Origin of the sequence: Streptomyces sp. NPDC101227 (assembly GCF_044767545.1) — a bacterium.
In the GTDB taxonomy this organism is placed as follows: domain Bacteria; phylum Actinomycetota; class Actinomycetes; order Streptomycetales; family Streptomycetaceae; genus Streptomyces.
In genome coordinates, this window is sequence record NZ_JBIWOD010000013.1 from 166137 (window position 1) to 185549 (window position 19413).

Annotated in this window: 15 protein-coding genes and 1 pseudogene; 7 read left to right on the forward strand and 9 right to left on the reverse strand. The window is 69.0% G+C overall.

Features of this window, described 5'->3' with window-relative positions; genetic code table 11:
• Nucleotides 1-271: 271 nt before the first annotated feature.
• The 5 genes from ACIRPT_RS27840 to ACIRPT_RS27860 all read right to left on the reverse strand — a co-directional run bounded on the left by ACIRPT_RS27840 (nt 272) and on the right by ACIRPT_RS27860 (nt 6426).
• On the reverse strand, nt 272-478 hold the full coding sequence (locus tag ACIRPT_RS27840; RefSeq protein WP_403831857.1) for a hypothetical protein: 207 nt from the start codon (nt 476-478) through the stop codon (nt 272-274).
• 230 nt (nt 479-708) lie between these two features.
• On the reverse strand, nt 709-1683 hold the full coding sequence (locus ACIRPT_RS27845) for an antibiotic biosynthesis monooxygenase (RefSeq protein WP_403831860.1): 975 nt from the start codon (nt 1681-1683) through the stop codon (nt 709-711).
• A gap of 5 nt (nt 1684-1688) precedes the next feature.
• Nucleotides 1689-4406: a molybdopterin-dependent oxidoreductase gene (locus tag ACIRPT_RS27850; RefSeq protein ID WP_403831862.1), complete on the reverse strand. Its 2718-nt coding sequence runs from the start codon at nt 4404-4406 to the stop codon at nt 1689-1691.
• Entirely contained in the window at nt 4403-5230 is an 828-nt protein-coding gene (locus ACIRPT_RS27855; RefSeq protein WP_403831865.1) for an FAD binding domain-containing protein, read from the reverse strand. Before ACIRPT_RS27855 ends, ACIRPT_RS27850 begins: the two co-directional genes overlap by 4 nt.
• A 485-nt stretch (nt 5231-5715) precedes the next feature.
• The gene (locus tag ACIRPT_RS27860) at nt 5716-6426 is read right to left on the reverse strand and encodes a hypothetical protein (protein WP_403831868.1); all 711 of its coding nucleotides are present in this window, start codon (nt 6424-6426) and stop codon (nt 5716-5718) included.
• Nucleotides 6427-6481: 55 nt separating this feature from the next.
• Between ACIRPT_RS27860 and ACIRPT_RS27865 the strand changes: the two are divergent.
• From ACIRPT_RS27865 to ACIRPT_RS27875, 3 genes and pseudogenes are all read left to right on the forward strand, one after another.
• Nucleotides 6482-6782: pseudogene (locus ACIRPT_RS27865) on the forward strand (transposase family protein); the annotation flags it as partial.
• A gap of 285 nt (nt 6783-7067) precedes the next feature.
• Nucleotides 7068-7910: a hypothetical protein gene (locus tag ACIRPT_RS27870; protein WP_403832023.1), complete on the forward strand. Its 843-nt coding sequence runs from the start codon at nt 7068-7070 to the stop codon at nt 7908-7910.
• A gap of 252 nt (nt 7911-8162) precedes the next feature.
• On the forward strand, nt 8163-9041 hold the full coding sequence (locus ACIRPT_RS27875) for a hypothetical protein (protein WP_403831870.1): 879 nt from the start codon (nt 8163-8165) through the stop codon (nt 9039-9041).
• A 73-nt stretch (nt 9042-9114) separates the two neighbouring features.
• Here ACIRPT_RS27875 and ACIRPT_RS27880 read toward each other — a convergent pair whose 3' ends face one another.
• Together ACIRPT_RS27880 and ACIRPT_RS27885 are read right to left on the reverse strand one after the other, a co-directional pair.
• Nucleotides 9115-10503 carry a sensor histidine kinase gene (locus tag ACIRPT_RS27880; protein WP_403831873.1) on the reverse strand — a complete coding sequence of 463 codons (1389 nt, stop codon included), beginning with the start codon at nt 10501-10503 and terminating at the stop codon, nt 9115-9117.
• Nucleotides 10500-11162 carry a response regulator transcription factor gene (locus tag ACIRPT_RS27885; protein ID WP_403509728.1) on the reverse strand — a complete coding sequence of 221 codons (663 nt, stop codon included), beginning with the start codon at nt 11160-11162 and terminating at the stop codon, nt 10500-10502. Before ACIRPT_RS27885 ends, ACIRPT_RS27880 begins: the two co-directional genes overlap by 4 nt.
• 876 nt (nt 11163-12038) lie before the next feature.
• Between ACIRPT_RS27885 and ACIRPT_RS27890 the strand changes: the two genes are divergently transcribed.
• Nucleotides 12039-12533, forward strand: coding sequence for a GNAT family N-acetyltransferase (locus ACIRPT_RS27890; protein WP_403831876.1), 495 nt, complete (start codon nt 12039-12041; stop codon nt 12531-12533).
• 149 nt (nt 12534-12682) lie between these two features.
• Nucleotides 12683-13378, forward strand: a complete 696-nt coding sequence (locus ACIRPT_RS27895; RefSeq protein ID WP_403831879.1) for an alpha/beta fold hydrolase — start codon at nt 12683-12685, stop codon at nt 13376-13378.
• 98 nt (nt 13379-13476) lie between these two features.
• On the opposite strand, the gene ACIRPT_RS27900 is transcribed toward ACIRPT_RS27895, so the two are convergent.
• The gene (locus ACIRPT_RS27900; protein ID WP_403832026.1) at nt 13477-15285 is read right to left on the reverse strand and encodes a coagulation factor 5/8 type domain-containing protein; all 1809 of its coding nucleotides are present in this window, start codon (nt 15283-15285) and stop codon (nt 13477-13479) included.
• Nucleotides 15286-15308: 23 nt separating this feature from the next.
• Nucleotides 15309-16343, reverse strand: coding sequence for a chitinase (locus tag ACIRPT_RS27905; protein WP_403831882.1), 1035 nt, complete (start codon nt 16341-16343; stop codon nt 15309-15311).
• A gap of 567 nt (nt 16344-16910) precedes the next feature.
• Between ACIRPT_RS27905 and ACIRPT_RS27910 the strand changes: the two genes are divergently transcribed.
• Both ACIRPT_RS27910 and ACIRPT_RS27915 read left to right on the forward strand, forming a co-directional pair.
• Complete coding sequence (locus ACIRPT_RS27910; RefSeq protein WP_403831884.1) at nt 16911-18455, forward strand: FMN-binding glutamate synthase family protein; 1545 nt, start codon at nt 16911-16913, stop codon at nt 18453-18455.
• 125 nt (nt 18456-18580) lie between these two features.
• The gene (locus ACIRPT_RS27915) at nt 18581-19366 is read left to right on the forward strand and encodes an alpha/beta hydrolase family protein (RefSeq protein WP_403831887.1); all 786 of its coding nucleotides are present in this window, start codon (nt 18581-18583) and stop codon (nt 19364-19366) included.
• The last annotated feature ends 47 nt before the right edge of the window (nt 19367-19413 follow it).

Sequence of the window (19413 nt, forward strand, 5' to 3'; positions counted from 1 at the left end):
CGCGCGTCGACGTACACCCGAACGCCCCACGTAGAGGCACGGCGACCCTCTGCATCCTTCATTCGCCCGGGACCGGTGGCGGCGTTGACACCACCCGCGTCGTCAAGACGCGAGGCAGTGACACCCAGAACCTCACCTCCTGTGACCGGCCTTGACTGCGATGCCGCGGCCCAGATCCGGATGGACCGCTGGGCACGGGGCAGGGTGGTCCTACTCGAAGACGACTCTGGCGGCTCGGTGCGCGGAAGGACGCGGGAGCCGCCGGCCGCGATCAGGAATCAGCCGGGCCGGCAGCGGCTGGCGCATGGCCCTGGCGACGGGCCACTGTTACGCAGGCGGCCCCGACCAGAAGCAGCAAGGCGACCGTGCCGAGTGTGAAGACTTCGAGCGACACACGGGAGACGCCCCAAATGTCGTGAAAGAGGTAGTCAATTTCGAAGAGTCCTTCCAGTACCCCGGAAAGGGCGCCGACCAGCAACCCAGCACGATCCAGGCATAGACCAGGCCCGCGCAGGTCAGGAAGCCGCGGTTGCCGAAGGGGACGCGACAGGGCCGGACGACATCGGGGCGGCGCAACCGAAGCCTCGCTCGCCCCGGCACGAAGCCCAGGTGGTGGCTTCCGCGTGTGGACGCGACCAGGGCCGGCACCGGAGAACGGAGGAGTCGGTCCGCGTCGGTTCGGAAGACGGCTGTCCGAGCCGTCACCAGTCAGGGCAGCGTCCAGAACTGGACCGTGACGAGGTAGAAAACGAGAGCCCAGAAGGCCATCACCACCGCGACGACAGCGAGGCCACGGAGGTTGCTCCTTGCCGCCGGTTCGTCCGGCGCCGGCCGCAGCCACCGCCCGAGCAGCGGGTTCACGTAGTAGGGCATGGTCAGGAAGCTCATGATGAGGCTCGACAGGAGGTTGCCCACGAGCAGGCCGATCCAGAGCGGCATGTGCAGCGGCGACAGCGCGAGCGTCAGCAGCACGACCGTCGGGTACAGGCCGACCCAGATGGCGAGGGAGGTCCTGGTCTCGGAGGGCGGCGGCGGTGCCTCCTTGCCGTTGCCCTCGAAGGCGAACCAGCTGCCGAACGAGTTGTCGATCGTCCGCAGTTTGAAGTCGCTGAACTTCTCGCCCTCGGCCAGGATCTTCTGGCGTTCGGGCGACGTCAGCCAGGCGTCGAGGTGCTCGGCACTGTCGTAGCGGTACAGCGTGGTCCACTCTTCCTGAAGCCCCTCGATGGGGCGGAAGAGCTCGCTCCCGCGAAACCCCTCGAACTTGCTCTCCTCCCGGACCATGTGGTGCTGCCAGGCGAGGAAGTCGTCGACCTGGTTCGGGTGGACGCGGTGGGTGACCACCACGGTGACCAGCGGATCCAGTGACTGGGTGCCGCTGCTGACCACCTGCTGGGTAGCCGGACCGTCGAAGTACTTGGCTCCGACGTCGAGATACGTCTGCCTGGTAGCGCTGTTGATCCACGCCTGCAGGTGCGCCACCGAGTCGAACCGGTACACGACGACCCAGTCGGGTTGCAGCGGCGTCGGCGGGGTGACCTCGGCGCCGAGGAAGCCGGGATAGTAGGCGGCCGCGGCGTTGAGGTCCTCCTGCCACGACTCGAACTCCCGCTCCGACCCGGGCAGGACCTTCTGGCCGATGATCGCCGTCGCCGCGGCGGCTACGTTCTTTGCGGTGTTCATGTGGCTCAACCTGTCGACACCGACTGCTCCGCGGGGAGCCGGCCGTAGATGCGTTCTGGAGTCAGCGGCAACGCACGGTAGCGGACGCCCGTGGCGTCATGCACCGCGTTCGCGAGCGCGGGGGCCACCGGGTTGATACAGCATTCCGCCATCCCCTTCGCCCGCATGGGCCCCACCGAATCCGCCGAGCCCACCAGGAGGACCTCGGTGCGGGGGATGTCGGCGTAGGTGGGAATGCGGTAGTTTCGGAAGTTCGGATTGACCATGACGCCGTTGTCGTCGACGTGATGGTTCTCGGTCAGCGCGAAGCCGATTCCCTGGGCGACGCCGCCCTCCACCTGCCCCCGGACCTGCGCCGGGTTGATGATCACCCCGGCGTCCGCCGCCTGCACGCTGTACAGGATCCGTATCTCACCCGTCACGCGGTGCACGGCGACCCGGAACCCCTGCGTGTTGGAGGTGACGCTCCGGGGCGAGCCGTATGCCTTGCGTGCGGCGGTGAAACGAATTCCGCGCGTCCGGGCCAGCGCGACGAGTTCCGCCAGCGAGACCCGCCGGTCCCCGCAGACGACAGCGTCGTCGGCCATCGTGCACAGCACGGCATGGACACCCGTGTGCGCGGCGGCGAATTCCAGGATGCGATCGCGCACGGCGTTGGCCGCCTGCAGGACCGCGTTGCCCGCCACGGAGAGCCCCGCACTCGCGAAGGCACCGGTGTCGAATCCCGTGCGGTCGGTGTCGGACTGCACCAGACGGATCCGGGACGGCGTCGTGCCCAGCTGGTTGGCTGCGATCTGTACATGAGCGGTGGAGGTTCCCTCTCCGAACTCGACGGTCCCGACGGCCAGTTCGTAGAGGAGATCGTCGCCCAGCGTGACCCAGGCCTCGGAGAGGTGTTCCGTCGGGGGCGCGGTTTCGTGCAGGGAACTCGCCACGCCGACTCCGACGAGCCACTCGGGGCCGGGAGGCGGCCGGTCGGCCGTGCGGGCCAAGGCGTCCGCCACGAGCTCGATGCATGGGCCGAGTCCGTCCTCAGTGAAGATCACGTCGTCGGGGCCGTCGTGCAGGGCGACCAGGGGCTCGCCCGGCCGCACGATGTTGCGTCGGCGCAGCTCCAGCGGGCCGATACCCAGCGCGCGGGCCAGTTCGTCCATCGCCGACTCCACGGCGAACGCCGGCTGCGTCATCCCGTAACCGCGCAGCGCCCCGCTCGGCACGGTGTTCGTGTAGACGGAGTACGCGTCGTACTTCTTGTTGGGGCAGCGGTAGATCATGACGGCGGCTCCGCCCGCGTGCAGCGTTTCACCGCCGTGGTTGCCGTAGGCGCCCGTGTTCGACACGTTCCGTATCTGGAAGGCGGTGAGCGTTCCGTCCGCCTTCGCGCCGAGCCTGACCGTCAGGGTCATCGGATGCCGTGGCGAGGCCGTGGTGAACTCCTCCTCACGGGTGTACTCGAGACACGTGGGCCGACCGGTGTCCAGGGTGGCAAGCGCGACCAGGTCCTCCGTGATCACCTCCTGCTTGCCGCCGAATCCGCCGCCCACGCGTTTGCAGAACACCCTCAACCGGTCCGGGCGCAGCGCGAACAGGTGCTCCAGTTTGACCTTCGCGATGGACGGCGACTGCGAACTGGTGCGGACGTTCAGCCGGCCGTCCGCCATCCAGGCGATCGAGCCGTGGGTCTCCAGATGTGCATGCTGCACCCGCGGCGAGAAGTACGTTCCTTCGTGGATCACGTCGGCAGCGGCGAATCCCGCGTCGACGTCGCCGATCTCCGAGTGCAGTTCGACAAGGATGTTGTGGACGGGGTCGCGGACGAACGGATCGTCGGAGCCGTGCAGTTGGGGTGCACCTTCGGCCATCGCCGCCTCCGGGTCGAACACCGCCGGCAGCGCCTCGTACTCGACCACGAGACGTCGGCAGCCCTCCTCGGCCGCCCCGACCGTATCGGCCAGGACCGCGGCGACGCGCTGGCCGGTGAAGCGGACCGTGTCGTCGAGGATGTAGGTGTCGTCCGGGTCGACCAGGTGGTCGGTGTGGATCGCCGTGGAGAAGCGCTTGCGGGGTACGTCTTCCCAGGTGTAGACCCGGTGCACGCCGGGCACCGCGAGGGCGGCGCTCTTGTCGATCGAGAGGATCCGGGCGTGCGCGTGGGGTGAGTGCAGCACCTTGAGGTGCAGCATGCCGTCGATCCGCGTATCCATGGTGAACTCGGCGTGGCCCGTCACCACGTCGTGGCCCGCGGGCGCGCCGACGCTCGTCCCGACGGCCTTGCCCGGTGCCGCCGTCTCCACCGCGCTGACCCCCCTCACGGCGTCCTCGATCGCCCGGTATCCGGTGCAGCGGCAGAGGTTGCCCTTCAACGCCCGTGGCAGATCCGCCTTCTGATCCTCGGTGAAGGTCGCCGACGTCATGATCATCCCTGCGGTGCAGAATCCGCACTGGAACCCCGGGGCGTCCTCGAACTGCCGCTGCATGGGATGCGGGGCGCCGGGCCGTCCGAGGCCCTCGATCGTGGTCACCTTCCGGCCGTCCGCGCGGAACGCGGGGGTGATGCAGCTGTGTACCGGTGTGCCGTCCAGCCACACCGTGCAGGCGCCGCAGTCGCCCGCGTCGCAGCCCTTCTTGACGCCGAAGTGGCCGAGTTCGCGCAGGAAGGTGCGCAGACACTGACCGGGGGCCGGCTCCCGGTCGAATTCCCTGCCGTTCACGATGTAGCTCATGCCCGGTCCCCAGCCTCCAGTTCGCGGCAGATCTCTTCGGCGAAGTGCCGTGTCAGATGCCGGCGGTGGTCAGGGGTCCCGTTGGGGTCGGCGAACCATACGTCGGCCGGCACGGCGTCGATGCTCTGCCTCAAAGTTCGGACATCGGGCAGGGAGTCGAAGGCGATGCGGACCGGCCGCGTGGTGCCCGCGGTGACGGTGAGCAGCAGGTCATTCGCTCCCGGTCGTTGCGTGCCGACGAGGAACACCGTCGAACGGCCGAGCCGGGTCAGCGTGAAACGGCGGTGCGCGGTGCGTTTGCGCAGCGCGTGTTCCGGAATGACGACGCGCCGAAGGATCTCCCCGGGGGCGAGTACGTTGCGGTGGTCGCCCGTAACGAAATCGAGGGCGTCGACGACGCGTACGGAGCCATCGGGCGCCCACAGTTCGTACCGCGCCTCCAGCGCAACCGTCAACGTGATCATCGGGCCGGCGGGCAAGGACATGCAGATGTTTCCGCCGACGGTCGCCGCGTTCCAGACCTTGAACGAGGACAGGAATGCCTCACAGCTTTCCCGGAAGAGAATTCCGGCGGCCCGGCCCTCCGGCCAGGGGAAGGCGTACAGGTCGCGAATGGTGCAGGTGGCGCTGATCTCCAAGCCCTCGCCCGTCGGAACAAGGGGCTCCCAACGCAATGCCGTCAGGTCGATCAGCCGTCGCAGGTCCGGCTGCTCCGTGGAATAGAGCCATGTTCCGCCCGCGAGCCAGGCATCGCCCTCGTGCCAGTCCGCGCCTGGCCACTCGGACGGTCGCCGGATGACTTCAGTGATGGTGTTGAGGTCCATGAAACCGACCTACGGGAGAACGCACCTACAGAAGACGACTGTCCCGTGGGACTGTTGGTATTGATTTCCCGCTGACCGAGCAGATGCCGGCCGCCGTGCCGCACCGTTCGGAGCAGCTGAGCCGCGACGGCCCGTGGGCACAGAAACTTTCGTTCCAGTTTATCGCAGCAGGCGGATAAGGATCCAAGCGAAGACAACTAAAAGTGACTGCCCCACCGCAGAAAGTAATCATCTGCGTTCGTCTGGCGGTCCTCTCCCAGGTCGAGCCGGCTGCGGCTCCCTCCGTCGTTGCGTCGCCGGCCCGACGGAAATGGATTACGAGGCGCACGCAGTCGGCAGAGCCCCGCTCCCCCTGGGCTTCACCGTCCGGACAGCTTCGACCACCAGGCTTCGCGCGCGGCCCCGCCGTCGCACGCATGGGAACCAACCGTCCCGACGACGAACCCGGCCGCCGCCCTCGGCGGCAGGTCGGTGATGTCAAGGGATCAGTTCTGGTTTACCGGCCAGACTGCCGCCGGATCGCAGTGGTCTGGACAGGCAAGCAGGTAGACCTCGTTGCCGAGGAACAGCCAGTAGGTATCGGCGCTGATGCTGTAGGGCTGCTCCGGCCGGCCGGGCCGGATGGCGAACTGCATGTGCTCAGGCACCTGGCAGATGTACAACAAATCGGCGCCGCACGAGCACCGGTAGTACTCGGGATCCTGAGTCCAGGAGGGCCTACCGCCTACCTTGAACGTCTGGGCTCCCAGTCCTCGCGCATCAGGGGTGTCGGCGAAGGGGCGCAGGGTCAGCGGCAGGGCGCACACGGACGGTTCGGGCTCCGCCGCCGGCAGCGTCGCGTTGCGCTGGAGCAGCACGCGCCAGAACGGACGTGGGTAGGGCGGCTGCGGAGCGTCCCAGTACCGTGGGACGAGCCGGCCGTCGGCGGTCTCAGGTTCGGATGCGTCGTTGTGCATGCTGCAGTGGAAGACCAAGAGGTGGTCTCCGCCGAAAGGCTCCAGGTCCGACGGTAGGTCGAGCTGGAAGAACAAGGCCATTCGTATGCCGCAAAAGCACTCCGGCCACTCCTGGGCGTCGTCGAGGAAGGGCCAGCCGCCCACCGAGTTCCGCATCGGCTGCTTCAGCGGCTCGGTTCCGATCTCGATCGCATGGGCAGGCAGCACCGCCTGCATCTTCCGCACATCAGGTTCGACCATCCACTCAGCCTAAGGGTGCCCTATGACAGCTGGTCGCAGGTGAGATCGTCTTGGTGTGGGTCGTGTGGTCACGGCGCCGGAGCCGTCCTGGATAGCCCCTTTCGCCGGTGTGAACCCGCGGCTGTTCCGCACGTCGGTGGCCGTGCTGCGGCGTGAACGAGCCGACAGAGTCAGGCGAGGGCGGCCGTGGAGCCTGTCTCTGGAGGACCGGGTGCTACTGGTCAAGGTCTACTGGCGGAACAACTTGACGATTGACGATGCGCCAGTTGGCGCCGCTATTGGGCATCGCGAAGTCCACAGCGGATCGGATCATCGATCACGTGGGGCCGCTCCTCGCACTCCGGCCCCGCAGGCGACCGGGCCCCGCTCGGCACGGGCCGGTGCCGAAGCTCCGTCGGAGCACCAGTCGCACTCGCGGCCCTGGGAGCGCAGCGTTGCCGCGGGCCGGCCTCCGTGGCGTCGTCGTCTTCGATGATCACAATCCGCTGGCACGTCATCACGCTAACGGGGGCGGAGTCGCGGACGACCCGTTGGGGCGTGCAGGGCCGGCCTCCATGCTCGGGCCCGTAGGCGGCGCGGTGCAGGGAAGTCCGCGGCGTGCTCAGGATGCGTTCAGGTTGCGGATGGCACGGTCGGGCACCATGACAGCTGATATCCCCGGGGCAGTCGAGACGCACGACAAGTCCCGCCCCGCTTCCGCCCCCACCGGCCGGCGCCTTCGGTGGAACAAGGTTCCCGAAGTCACGGCGTACTTCTGGGTCATCAAGATCCTGTGCACCACGGTCGGCGAAACTGCGGCCGACCTGCTGAACGCGAAACTGGGCCTGGGTCTGACAGGTGTGTCGCTCCTGATGAGCGTGGTGCTCGTCGCGGTCCTGGTGGCGCAGTTCCGCACCCGCGCCTATCGTCCCGGTGTCTACTGGCTCGCCGTGGCGCTGATCAGCGTCGTGGGCACGCTGATCAGTGACAACCTCACGGACAACCTGGGCGTACCGCTGGAGACCAGCACCGTCGCGTTCGCGGTGGCCCTCGTCGTGGTGTTCGTGGCCTGGTACCGCAGTGAGCGGACGCTGTCCATCCATCACATCGACACCACCCGTCGCGAGTCGTTCTACTGGCTCGCCGTGCTGTTCACCTTTGCCCTGGGCACCGCCGCCGGCGACCTGGTCGCCGAGCGCATGGAACTCGGGTACTGGCTCTCCGCCGGCCTGTTCGCCCTGGCGATCGCCGCGGTCGCCGTGGCGCACCTCGCCCTGGGTCTGGACGCGGTGTGGAGTTTCTGGATCGCCTACATCCTGACCAGGCCGCTGGGTGCCTCGGTCGGCGACTACCTGTCCCAGCCGGCCGCCGACGGCGGGCTCGGACTGGGCACGGTGATCACCAGCGTGCTGTTCCTGACGGTCATTCTCGCCCTGGTGGTGTTCTTGGCGGTCACCCGGCGGGACGTTTCCGACCCGGAACGGCTCACGCCGCCGGCGAACTGAGCGCGGGCTCGCCCACGATGGCGGCCGGCCCCGGGCTCCGGAGGCCGGCTTCACCCGTCCGGGGCTGATGTACGGGAGCGGTCGCCCGCGTTCAGGATGCGTTCAGGTTGTGACTGGGAGCGTCGGGCGGGGTGCGAAGCCATCGCTGTCGGCGGTGCGTCTCGGACCCGTCCTATGCCGCCATTGTGCGCACTTCGCAAGGCCTCACGTCACGACGTGAGGGGCGGAGGCGCCCCCCAGGAGGGATCGACCTTGCCTGAGCCCGAAGTCCTGACCGACATCGACGTCGCAAGCACCGACAGGTACGTGCTGCGGAAGTTGCCGGAGGTCACGCTGGCCTTCTGGGTCATGAAGACCGCCGCGACAACCCTCGGCGAGACGGCCGGCGACCTCTTCGCCCAGACCCTCAAGCTCGGCTACTTCCTGACCACCCTCGCGCTGTTCCTGATCTTCGTGGTCACCCTGGTCGTCCAGCTCCGGTCCCGGCGCTACAACCCCTTCTTCTACTGGACCGTCATCCTCTCCACGAGCATGGCGGGCACCACGATGTCCGACTTCATGAACCGGGACGCCAGCGCCAAGTTCCTCACCGACGGCGCGAAGTCGCTCGGCTGGGGACCGCAGGGCCTGGGGCTGGGCTACCCCACCGGGGCCGCCATCTTGATCTCGCTGTTGCTCGTCATCTTCGTCATCTGGAAGTGCACCGGGCTGACGTTCGCCATCCGCGACATCGTCACCTTCCGCGCGGAGGCCCTCTTCTGGGCGGCGATCCTCGTATCGAACACGCTCGGCACCTCGATGGGCGACTTCCTCTCCGACAGCTCCGGACTCGGCTACGCGGGCGGCGCCCTGCTCGTCACCGGTGTGCTCGCCGTACTCGTCGGTCTGATGCGCGTGCCCGCCGTGCCGAACGTGGTGCTGTTCTGGATCGCCTTCGTGCTCACCCGCCCCCTCGGGGCCACCACCGGCGACTTCCTCACCAAGCCGCTCGCCAAGGGCGGCCTCGACCTCGGCACGGCGGGTTCTTCGGCCGTACTCCTCGCGGTCCTCATCGGCCTCATGGGCTACGCCCACGTGCAGGAGCGCCGCACCGCCGCGCCGAAGGACACGACCCTGACGGGCGTCTCCTGAGCGGCGGCACGAGGGCCCGGCGGCGCCCCCGCCCGCCGGATACCGGGCGGGGGCATCGCCGAGCGCGGCCGGGTCATCCGGCGGGCAGCCAGGCCACGAAGCACGCACCCGGGGCGTGCCCGGCGTCATAGGTCACCTCACCACCGGCGGAACGGGCCAGGCGCCTCGCGAGCGGCAGCCCGAGGCCCGCGCCGCCGTGTCCGTCCGCGGGGTCGGCTCGGCGGCCCGGCTGGAAGAGGTCCGCGGTGAACGAGGCCGGGACGCCGGGACCGTCGTCGATGACGGCCACACGAATGCCGTCGGGCCCCGGCGAAGCCTCGATGCCGACCCTGGTACGGGCATAGCGCTGTGCGTTGTCGGCGAGCGTGGCGACGATGCGTTCCAGCAGTGCGTCGGGCACCCCGGCCACCAGCGGGTCCGGGCCGGTGACTGTGATCGCGGCCTTCCCGGGAGCGCTGAGCCGTGCGGTGAGGCGGCGCAGTACGACCATGACATCCGTCGTGCCAGGAACGGTGTGCGCGCCGGCCCGGGCGTCGTCGAGGACGGTCTCGCAGATGGTGCGCATCGAGTCGGCGGCATCGGAGATGGATGCATGTGTGGCACGGGTTTCGACGGTGGAGCGGGGCCGGGCCTGCCACCAGTCGAGTTCGGCGGTGATCCGAGCCAGGGGGTTGCGCAGCTCGTGCGAAAGCTCCCGGGTGAGCTGCTGTTCGTGGCGCAGCACGGCACGGATACGGTCCAGCAGCTCGTCCAGTGAGGCCCCGAGCCGCGTCAGCTCGGCGGGGCGGTCCCCGGCGCCGAAACGCTGCTCGGAGGCGACCACGCTCCACTGGGTGGCCTGCTCGGTCATCGCCCGCACGGGCCGCAGGGCGCGCCCCACCGCCAGCCGGGTCAGGACGTAGGTACCGGCCAGGACGGTGGTGTCCAGCGCGAGGGAGGCAATGAGCAACGTGTCTGCGGAGGAGCGGTAGGGCGCGAGGTCCATGGCGGTGACGACGACGGCGGCGGGTCCGGCGCCCGGCCGGACCGCGCCCACGGGCTCGGCACACAGGCGTATCGGGTCGCCGGCCGTCACCTCGGCGCAGTGTCTGCCGCCGCGCGCGGCGAGGTCCGCCGCAGTGCGGGTGAGGGTGGCGCCAGGTGGCGTGGAGGCGGGGTGCTCCAGCAGCCGGCTGCCCGCGTAGATCCATACGTTGGTGTCGAGGACGGCGTCGTCCGGGGTCTCCAGGACACGTACCGGGTGGTGACGCGTGTCGACCGTTGCGGCCACCGCGGCGGCACGGGTGCGCAGCTCGTCGTCCGCCTGCTGCTGCAGGTGCCGGCGGACGATCGTGTTGAACACGACAGTGAGGATCACCATCACCAACGCGGCGGTGGTGAGCGCCACCAGGGACAACCGGCCCCGCAAGGTGCGCGGACGGCAGCGGGCGGCCAGCGTGACAAGGCGGGTCCGGGCGGTCATGACAGCCGGTGCCCGACTCCGCGGACGGTGCTGATCGTCAGCCCGCTGCCCGCCTCCCGGATCTTGCGCCGCAGACGGCTCAGATACTGGTCGAGGGTGTTGTCGCTGACGTGTGCGCCCTCGGGCCAGCCGACCCTGACCAGCTCCCGTCTGCGCACCACCGCTCCGAGGCCGGCCATCAGCGCGGCCAGCAGCCGGAACTCGGTGGGGGTCAGCGCCACATCGACGCCCCGCACGCCCAGGCTGTGGTGCACCGGATCGAGGACCAGGTCCCCGGTAGCCGTGGGCGCCGGGGGCCCGGAACGTTTGAGGGCGGCGCGCAATCTGGCGGCGAGCTCGGTGAGGTGGAAGGGCTTGGGAAGGTAGTCGTCGCCCCCGGCGGAGAACCCGCTGAGGCGGTCGCTGAGCCGGTGGTGCGCGGTCAGGAAGACGACCGGGCCGAGGAACCCCTGCGCCCGCATCGCTTGGCACACGTCCCGTCCGTCCGCGTCCGGCAGTCCGACGTCCAGCACGACAGCGTGCACGCCGTCGCCGACCAGGCGCAGCGCGATGGCGCCGTCCTGTGCGGCCTTCGTGTCGAAGCCCTCGTCGCGCAGTCCGCGCACCAGTACGTCCCGCAGGGCGTGGTCGTCTTCGACGACCAGGATGGTGAGACGCAACAATGTTCTCCTCGCTGACTCGGGGGCTCGTCCCGGCTACGCGCCGACCACGGCCCGACGGGCGGGCCGACCGTCAACGGCCGACGGCCGGACCTCAGCGCCCCTGGCGGACGCGACGCGGACGCCGATCTCGCGGCTTTCCATCCCTGACAAGGTGGGACGGATCGACCCCGGGCGAGTTGCCCTTGTCGCAGTCGGCCGTGCAGGGACGGCCGGGTATCCGCACCTCGAGCGACTACAAGCCAGTAGACGGTCTCATGCACTGTAGACGACGGGAGCGGAGGTGGTTCGCGATCAAGAACACAACGCCTCCGCTCCGGCGCGTTCGCCTGCGGCAGGTCCGCCCGAACCAGGGCCGCAGTCCACCCGTCGCCGCTCAGGCAGCGTCCGTAGGGCCGGGCCCACGCGTGTGGGCAGGGAGTGGATGTCCATGTGCCGCGGTTGAGGCGCCATGCCTGACCATGCCTGCCCCCATGCGAGGACAGCCAGTGGCAAGAAGGCCACCGGACTGGTGCGAGGAAATCCGCTCAGCCGTGAAAGCACGGCGGCAAGGGCCAATGTTGAGTCCCAAGACCGCCAAGGTCCGGTCCGTCCGTCGAACCCGGCGGTGCCCGGCGAGGAGCCACAGCTCGTGGAGGGCCAGGTCTGCGCTGCTCAAGGCGTGGCAGCCCGCGACGTTGCGCGGCGGCTCGGAGGCGGTGCCGGAATTCGTGTGGAGACAGCTGGCAAGGACCGCAAGACGGCACCAGGTGGTGTCGGCGTCCAGCTTCGGCAACCGCCGGGGCTGGACTGGGGCCCGGCGAGTCGGCGTTGGGGCTGTCTGCCGCTGGCGGAAATTCAGGTGGCCACGGCGCACTCCCTGAGTAAGGTCGGGCAATGCCTGAGCTGAAGCGACTGCATGCCGGTCATGCCCCGGCGGTCCTGGCCTTCGAGCTGGCGAACCGCTCCTACTTCGCTGCCTCCGTCCCTGACCGCGGCGACGACTTCTTCGGCCAGTTCACCGCCCGGTACAACGCCTTGCTGGCTGAGCAGGAGGCCGGCATCTGCGCCTTCCACGTGCTCGTCGCCGAGGACGGCTCGGTACTCGGCAGGTTCAATCTGATCGACATTGAAGACCACACTGCGGAACTCGGCTACCGGGTCGCGCAGCATGTTGCCGGCCACGGCGTGGCCACCGCGACTGTCCGGGAGCTGTGTCGGCTGGCGGCGACCCAGCACGGGCTGCGCACGCTGCGGGCGGCCACCACCAGCCAGAATGCCGCGTCCCGGAAGGTGCTGACCAAAGCCGGGTTCGCCCCCGTCGGCCCGGCCGACCCGGCCCACCTCAGCGGTAAGCCAGGCACCTGGTATCAACGCGACCTCGTGCGCTAGCCGCGGGGCGCGCGCAGGGTGCAGGAGATCTGCCGGCGTAGCGGCGGATGCCCCGGATCAAGGGAGAAGCTGACAACACGAGACCGGGCCATGACGATAGGAATGCCGGCCCGGGGGGCGGGGCAGTCGAGGCCGGCCTGGAGGTGGCGATGAGAGTCGTGTTCGTACACGGGGCGTGCGTGCGGGACGGGTCGTGGTGGTGGCACCGCACCGCCGAGCTGCTGCAGGAGCGTGGGGTGCCGAGCGTGGCCCCGGCGCTACCGAGCTGCGGCGAGGCGGGCCTGCCCGGCGGCGCCGGCGGTCCGGGGCTGCCCGAGGATGTTGCCGCGGTGCGGCAGGTGCTGCAGGCCGGCGACGAGCCGACCGTGGTGGTCGCCCACAGCTACGGCGGTGTCGTCACCGCGGAAGCCGCTGCGGGCATCGGGTCGGTGCGCCACCTGCTGCTGGTCTCCAGCTACCTGCCCGAGGTCGGGCAGAGCCTGTCGGAGTTCGGGGACGGCAGCCCCGCCCCGTTCCTCGACGTCGACCCCGACGCCGGCACGTTCGGGGTCCGCCCCGAGCTGCTCGCGGACACGTTCCTGCAGGACTGCGACGCCCAGGTCCAGGCACAGGCGGCGGACCACCTCGCCCGGCAGAGCGTGCAGGTCACCGTGCAGCCCGTCGGAGCGGCCGCATGGCAGCAGTTGCCCTCGACGTACCTCGTCTGCGCTCAGGACCGGGGCACCCCGCCGCGGCTGCAGCGCGAGTTCGCCCGCCGTGCCGGCAACGTCATTGAGCTCGACGCCGGCCACCACCCGTTCCTGTCCCAGCCTGCAGCGGTCCGGGACCTGCTGCTGAGCCTGTGATGACAGCGCACCACCACCGGGAACCCGCGAACGGCCGCCGTTGGTGCCGGCGGCCGTTCGTTGTGGGGACGGGAGGGAGGAGTGGGTGGGGGCGCGGGCTAGGGGTAGTCCACCACGTAGGCCTGCTGGTGGTCCGTGTTCGCCGGGCCGCCCCGGTCGTTGATGACGTGGTTGATCGTGCCCGTACCGCCGAGCGAGACCGCCACCATGTGGTGGAGCGTCACGCCGTCCGCGCGGGGTACCTGGAAGGCGCGGTCGGCGGCGACCGACTTGTTGACGTTGAAGTAGCAGTAGCTGCCCAGGCCGTACGCCTGGTGGTCGGTGACGTTGTCGGCCACCTTGTACGCGGCGTAGCCCTTGGTGTCGCCGTCCATCCAGGCTGCCTGGTCCGGCGGGTCGTAGGGCATCTCGTTCTGGAAGAAGTACGTCCGGCCGTGGTTGCCGTTCCAGACCACCTGGTCCTTCTGGTAGTGCTCGACGAACAGGCCGTACATCGTGACGTCGTCGCCGTTGACGGTCAGTCCGCTGTCCGCGGTGTTCTGCGTCCAGCCGACCCCGTCGCCGTGGTCTGCCCGCCAGATCCAGGTGTGGTCCCCGATGACGTCCGAGCTGTTGACGACGAGGCTCTTGGTCGCCTTGCCGACGCCCGCGCCGCCGACCCGGAAGTAGACGTCGTGCAGGGAGGAGGGGTTGCCGGAGTGGTCTGCCGAAGCGCCCTTCGGGCCGATCTCCATCAGCGTGTCCGAGGTCTCCCGGCCGGCGTCGATCAGCAGACCCGCGATGTTCGCTCCGTCGACGTCGGCCACCGAGAGGGCGGTGACCCCGCCGTCGGGGACGAGGGTGGCCAGGCCGAGGCCGAGCACCACGGTATCCGGCCTCGTCACCTTGATCGTGGCGTCCAGGTGGTAGACGCCGGGCGTGAGCAGCAGGTGCTTGCCCTGGTTCAGCGCTCCGTTGATCTGGGACGCCGTCATGCCGGGCTTGGCGATGAAGAAGTCACTCAGCGGCAGTGATGTGCCTTTGGGGGCGCCGCCGGACCAGCTGGTGCCCCGGGTGTCCGCGGCGACGCCGGGGACGAAGACCTTGTACGCGTCCGAGTCGTCGACGTAGAGGAACGGCTTCTCCCGGGACTTGGGGGTCTTGTCCACCGTGGTGTATGGCGGCTGGGGGAAGTTGCCGGCCGGCGGGTTGGTCGCTCCGACGAACACCATGTTCCAGTTGGAGCCGTTCCAGCCGCTCCACTCGGTGTTGCGGGAGAGGTACTGCTGCTGCGAGCCGGAGGAGACCGAGCCATCCACCTTGGTGTCGGCGAGCAGGCCGCCGCTTGACCAGCCGTGATTCCGCGGATCCAGCTGCAGATTCCCCTTCACATGCATCCGGCGGAACGGCGCGGCTTGCGAGACGGCCCACCGGTCGGTGCCGCTCGCCGGGGTCACGGCCATGTTCTCGGCGTCGCGCCAGAAGTTCTGCGTGGCGTTGTCGCCGAACCAGTCCGCCTCGGCGTGCACATCGCCGTTGATGTCGGTGTCGTCGGGCGACAGGCCGAGCCCGGCGATTTGGGTGGAGAAGCCGATGTTGGCGTCCACGTCGTACTTTCCCGGCTTGAACAGCAGGGCGTGTCGTTCCTCGCCGAACTGGTTCTTCTCCTGCTCCTTGAAGACGGTGTCGAGCCGGGACTGGATCTGGTTCTTGGGCATCGAAGGGTCGAAGATGTCGACGTTGGGGCCGAGGTCCGGCGCGTCCGCCGCGGTGATGTGCTTCCGCGGTGTGAAGTGTCCGGGGCCTGCGCTGGCGCTGTGGGGGGAAAGGAGGGCCACGGTGCCGGCCGCGAGGACGAGGGCGGCGGCAGCGGTGGGCAGGGCGCGGCGCCTGCGATGGCGCGGCCGGCCCGACTCGTCGCGGGTCATGTGCAGCTTCACGATTCCCCCGCTCAGCCCGTGTATCCGGCGAAGATCTTGGTGAACTGCCAGGGTTCCTGGTCCACGCCGGAGCAGGTGTCGTCGTTGGGATAGGCGCCGGGGCAGGGGCGGTCGCGGTTGGCCGACCAGTAGGTGAGGCGGGCGAGGCGGTGTTCCTGGGCGTAGGTGCGGATGGCCTCGAAGTTCTGCGGTGTGACCCGCTCGTTGGCGTCGGTGATGCCGTTCATCGACGAGATACCGCTGTGCTGGTAGGCCGCGTCGTCGCTGTAGTCGTATGCGTCCTTGACCGTGGTCTTCAGCCCCTCGGCGGCCTTCTTCGTCAGCTCGCCCATGTCCTGACCGCCCGCGTCGCCGAAGTCGAACGGCATGATCGTCCAGCCGTCCACCTCCAGACCGGAGCCCGCGGCCCGCTTGATCATGCTGTCGTCCGGGCCGTCCTGGGCGCTGGGGAACGTGACGTACGTCGTCAGGCCGGAGTTGTGGGCCTTCACCTGCTTCAGCGCGTCGATCGTCTTCTGCTGCACCTGGGGGTCGTCGTAGGCATCGCCCTCGATATCGATGTCGATCGCCTTCAGGCCGTAGGCGTCGATCACCTTCTGGTACGCGCCGGCCAGGGCCGGGGCGTCCGGGCAGGTCTGTTCCAGCTTGTTGCCGTTGGCCCCGCCGAAGGAGGGGATGACGTCGCCGCCCTTGGCGCGGATCGCGTCCACGGTCCGCGCGTCGACGCCGCCGGTGAGGGGACGGCTGCCGTCCCACTGCGGGTCGCACGTGCCGTTGCTGAGGACGAAGGCCAGGGTGAACCACTTGACGCCGGTGGCGTCCATCACCTCGGCTGGATCGGGCGGGTTGCCCCAGCCATTGTACAGGTAGGGGGCCACGGCCTGCGGCACGTCGGCCGCCTTGGGCCCGTCGGACGGTACGGCGCCGGCCGCAGCGGTCATGGTGCCGCCGATGAGCGCGGCGGCGACCACGCCGATCGCGCTCCGGTGAGCGCCGCGTATGTGCCGTGACCGAGATCTGCTTCCGTGCCGTGCTGGTGAACTCATAAGGGCTCCTGTGCGGTGGGGGGAGCGGGCGTCGGCCCGGGGACGGCTGCGCTGCCGTCAGAGGTGCGTGTACACGGGAGAGCTGAGGGGGCGTTGAAGACCTGGACGCTCAAGGCATGGCTGGCTGCCCTCCGAGAAGCGGTGCACAGTCGGTTCGGCCGACCGGGAACGACATCGGGACCAGGGCAGTTCGGACTGGTCCAGACCTGATGCACGGCTTGAGTTAACTCGGCGTAAGGATGGGCGTCAAGACTGTTGGCATCACTTCAAAAGGTGAACGAAGTGGCCAACAACGACCCCGGCAGCCCTTGCACCGTAGAGGCCAACTGCCAAGCGATCGCACGGCAATTGGGAGCCCGTTCCGGCGCGCCTGGACCACCACCGCTGGGACGACCGCCCCACCCGACGACCCTGACCCCACACCTGTCCGGGCAAGCCCCTACTATCATTTCGCGTTCTCCGACGGACGCTGACGCCCGCTGGGTCGTGCCCGCCGCCCAACGCCCGACACGACACGACGACTCCGCCGCACGGCAATGGAGTCGAGCATCGAGGAGAGGTACGTTCATGCGCGCCCGGAGCATAGCCGCAGCCACCGCAGCAGCATTGGGGCTGGTCGCCGCCCGTGACCTTGTCCAGAAGAAGCACGCATTGCTCCGGAACTTCCCCGTGATCGGGCACGCCCGGTATCTGTTGGAGACGATCGGGCCGGAGCTGCGGCAGTACATAGTGACCTCCAACGACGAGGAGCGCCCGTTCAGCCGTGATCAGCGCACCTGGATCTACGCGTCGGCGAAGGGGGAGAACAACTACTTCGGGTTCGGAACCGACAACGACGTCGAGCACATGCAGGGGCACGCATACCTGAAGCAGCGCACGTTCGCCGGCACGCTGCCCGACGCGCACGACCCGCAGGCCCCACTGCCGTCAGCCAAGGTGCTGGGCGGGCCGCGCGGGCGCGCCAAGGCGTTCCGGCCGGCGAGCGTGGTGAACGTCTCGGCGATGAGCTTCGGATCGCTCTCCGGCGCGGCGATCACGGCGCTCAACAAGGGGGCGGCGCTGGCGGGCACCCTGCACAACACGGGCGAGGGCGGTCTCTCGCCGTACCACCGCAACGGCGGGGACCTCGTCCTTCAAATCGGTACGTCCTATTTCGGCTGCCGCAACGAGGACGGCAGCTTCAACATCGACAAGCTCAAGGATGTGGTCGCCGGCGCCCCGGTCAAGGCGATCGAGATCAAGCTCTCCCAGGGTGCCAAGCCAGGGCTGGGCGGGATGCTGCCGGGCGCCAAGGTGACCCCGGAGATCGCCGAGATCCGCGGTATCCCGCTCGGCGAGGACTGCGCCTCCCCGTCGCGGCACACCGCGTTCAGCGACGTCGACTCGATGCTCGACTTCGTCGAACTGCTCGCCACCGAGACCGGCCTGCCGGTCGGAATCAAGAGCGCGGTGGGCGAGATGGAGTTCTGGCAGGAGCTGGCCAGGCTGATGGCGCGTGGTGACCGTGGTGTCGACTTCGTGACCATCGACGGCGGCGAGGGTGGCACCGGGGCGGCGCCGCTGACCTTCTCCGACTCGATGTCGCTGCCCTTCCGGATGGGATTCTCCCGGGTCTACGGCGCCTTCGCCGAGCTGGGGCTGACCGACGACCTGACCTTCATCGCCTCCGGCAAGCTCGGCCTGCCCGAGAACGCCGCGGTCGCCTTCGCTCTGGGTGCCGACATGATCAACGTGGCCCGTGAGGCGATGCTGTCGATCGGCTGCATCCAGGCGCAGAAGTGCCACACCGACAAGTGCCCCACCGGCATCGCCACCCAGAACCCGTGGCTGGCCCGCGGCCTCGACCCGACCTCGAAGGCCACCCGGGCCGCTGTCTACCTGCGCACCCTCCGCAAGGAACTGATGAAGATCTCGGCGGCCGTCGGCGTCGCCCACCCGGCACTCATCACGGCCACCGACATCGAGATCATGAACGGCGACTACGAGGCCCGTACGCTGGCCGGCGTATACGGCTACAAGGACGGCTGGGGCGAGCTCGGCCCGCACCTCGCCGATGAGATCACTGCGCTGCTCACCGCCGAGCCGACCTCCGTGAAGAAGCCGACCGACTGAAGCGCCGGGAGCGGCAAGCACCGCCCTCACTGCTCTACGCTCCTGCTCGGGGCACACGCGTGGCATCAGCCGGTGTCGCCCTCGTCCCCCTGCCCACGAACAGTCCCTGCCTAGGTGATCGCAACATGACCGAAAAAGTGAGATTCCGGAGCGTCGTCGGCCCCGAACTGGCCGGAACGATCGACCTGCCAGACGGCGAGATCCGAGGCTGGGGGATCTTCGTGCACGGATTCACGCTCGGCAAGGACTCGCCGGCCGCCTCGCGCGTCAGCAAGCAGCTGGCACGCGAGGGGATCGGCATGCTGCGCTTCGACAACCTCGGGATCGGGGACTCCGACGGCGACTGGGGGGACGGTTCCTTCACCATCAAGGTCCAGGACACGGTCCGTGCGGCAGCCCTGATGGCCGAGCGGGGGACCCCAGCAGACCTGCTGGTGGGACACTCGTGGGGAGGCGCCGCCGTCCTCGCCGCAGCGGCTGAGGCAACCGGCGTCCGCGCGGTCGCCACCATCGGAGCGCCTTCCGACCCCAGCCACGTCGAGCGACAGTACGACGCGGTCGTGGATCGCGTTCTCAGCGACGGGTCGCACGAGTGGTTCGTCGGCGGGAGGACCCTGGTCCTCAAGCGCGCCTTCGTCGAAGACGTCCGCCGTGCTCACCTGCGCGACCGGATTCGAGAGTTGGACCGGCCGCTGCTCGTCCTGCATTCGCCGACCGACAACACCGTCGACATCGACAACGCCGGGGAGATCTTCCGCGAGGCACGACACCCGCGAAGCTTCGTCTCGCTCGAAGGGGCAGATCATTTCCTGACGGCACGAGGACAAGCGCAGCGAGCCGCCCACATCATCAGCGCCTGGGCCGACCAGTACATCCACGGGGCACGGCCCGAGGCAAGACACCGCAGGTGATGCAGAACGCGCTCAGGTAGGTGTGGGGTCAGGGTCGTCGGTGATCC

What these genes read in the sequence shown, in the direction of transcription:
- ACIRPT_RS27845 (WP_403831860.1), bottom strand. Translation starts at nt 1,683, where the DNA reads ATGAACACCGCAAAGAACGTAGCCGCCGCGGCGACGGCGATCATCGGC.
- ACIRPT_RS27850 (WP_403831862.1), bottom strand. Translation starts at nt 4,406, where the DNA reads ATGAGCTACATCGTGAACGGCAGGGAATTCGACCGGGAGCCGGCCCCC.
- ACIRPT_RS27855 (WP_403831865.1), bottom strand. Translation starts at nt 5,230, where the DNA reads ATGGACCTCAACACCATCACTGAAGTCATCCGGCGACCGTCCGAGTGG.
- ACIRPT_RS27860 (WP_403831868.1), bottom strand. Translation starts at nt 6,426, where the DNA reads ATGGTCGAACCTGATGTGCGGAAGATGCAGGCGGTGCTGCCTGCCCAT.
- ACIRPT_RS27870 (WP_403832023.1), top strand. Translation starts at nt 7,068, where the DNA reads ATGACAGCTGATATCCCCGGGGCAGTCGAGACGCACGACAAGTCCCGC.
- ACIRPT_RS27880 (WP_403831873.1), bottom strand. Translation starts at nt 10,503, where the DNA reads ATGACCGCCCGGACCCGCCTTGTCACGCTGGCCGCCCGCTGCCGTCCG.
- ACIRPT_RS27890 (WP_403831876.1), top strand. Translation starts at nt 12,039, where the DNA reads ATGCCTGAGCTGAAGCGACTGCATGCCGGTCATGCCCCGGCGGTCCTG.
- ACIRPT_RS27895 (WP_403831879.1), top strand. Translation starts at nt 12,683, where the DNA reads ATGAGAGTCGTGTTCGTACACGGGGCGTGCGTGCGGGACGGGTCGTGG.
- ACIRPT_RS27900 (WP_403832026.1), bottom strand. Translation starts at nt 15,285, where the DNA reads ATGACCCGCGACGAGTCGGGCCGGCCGCGCCATCGCAGGCGCCGCGCC.
- ACIRPT_RS27905 (WP_403831882.1), bottom strand. Translation starts at nt 16,343, where the DNA reads ATGAGTTCACCAGCACGGCACGGAAGCAGATCTCGGTCACGGCACATA.
- ACIRPT_RS27910 (WP_403831884.1), top strand. Translation starts at nt 16,911, where the DNA reads ATGCGCGCCCGGAGCATAGCCGCAGCCACCGCAGCAGCATTGGGGCTG.
- ACIRPT_RS27915 (WP_403831887.1), top strand. Translation starts at nt 18,581, where the DNA reads ATGACCGAAAAAGTGAGATTCCGGAGCGTCGTCGGCCCCGAACTGGCC.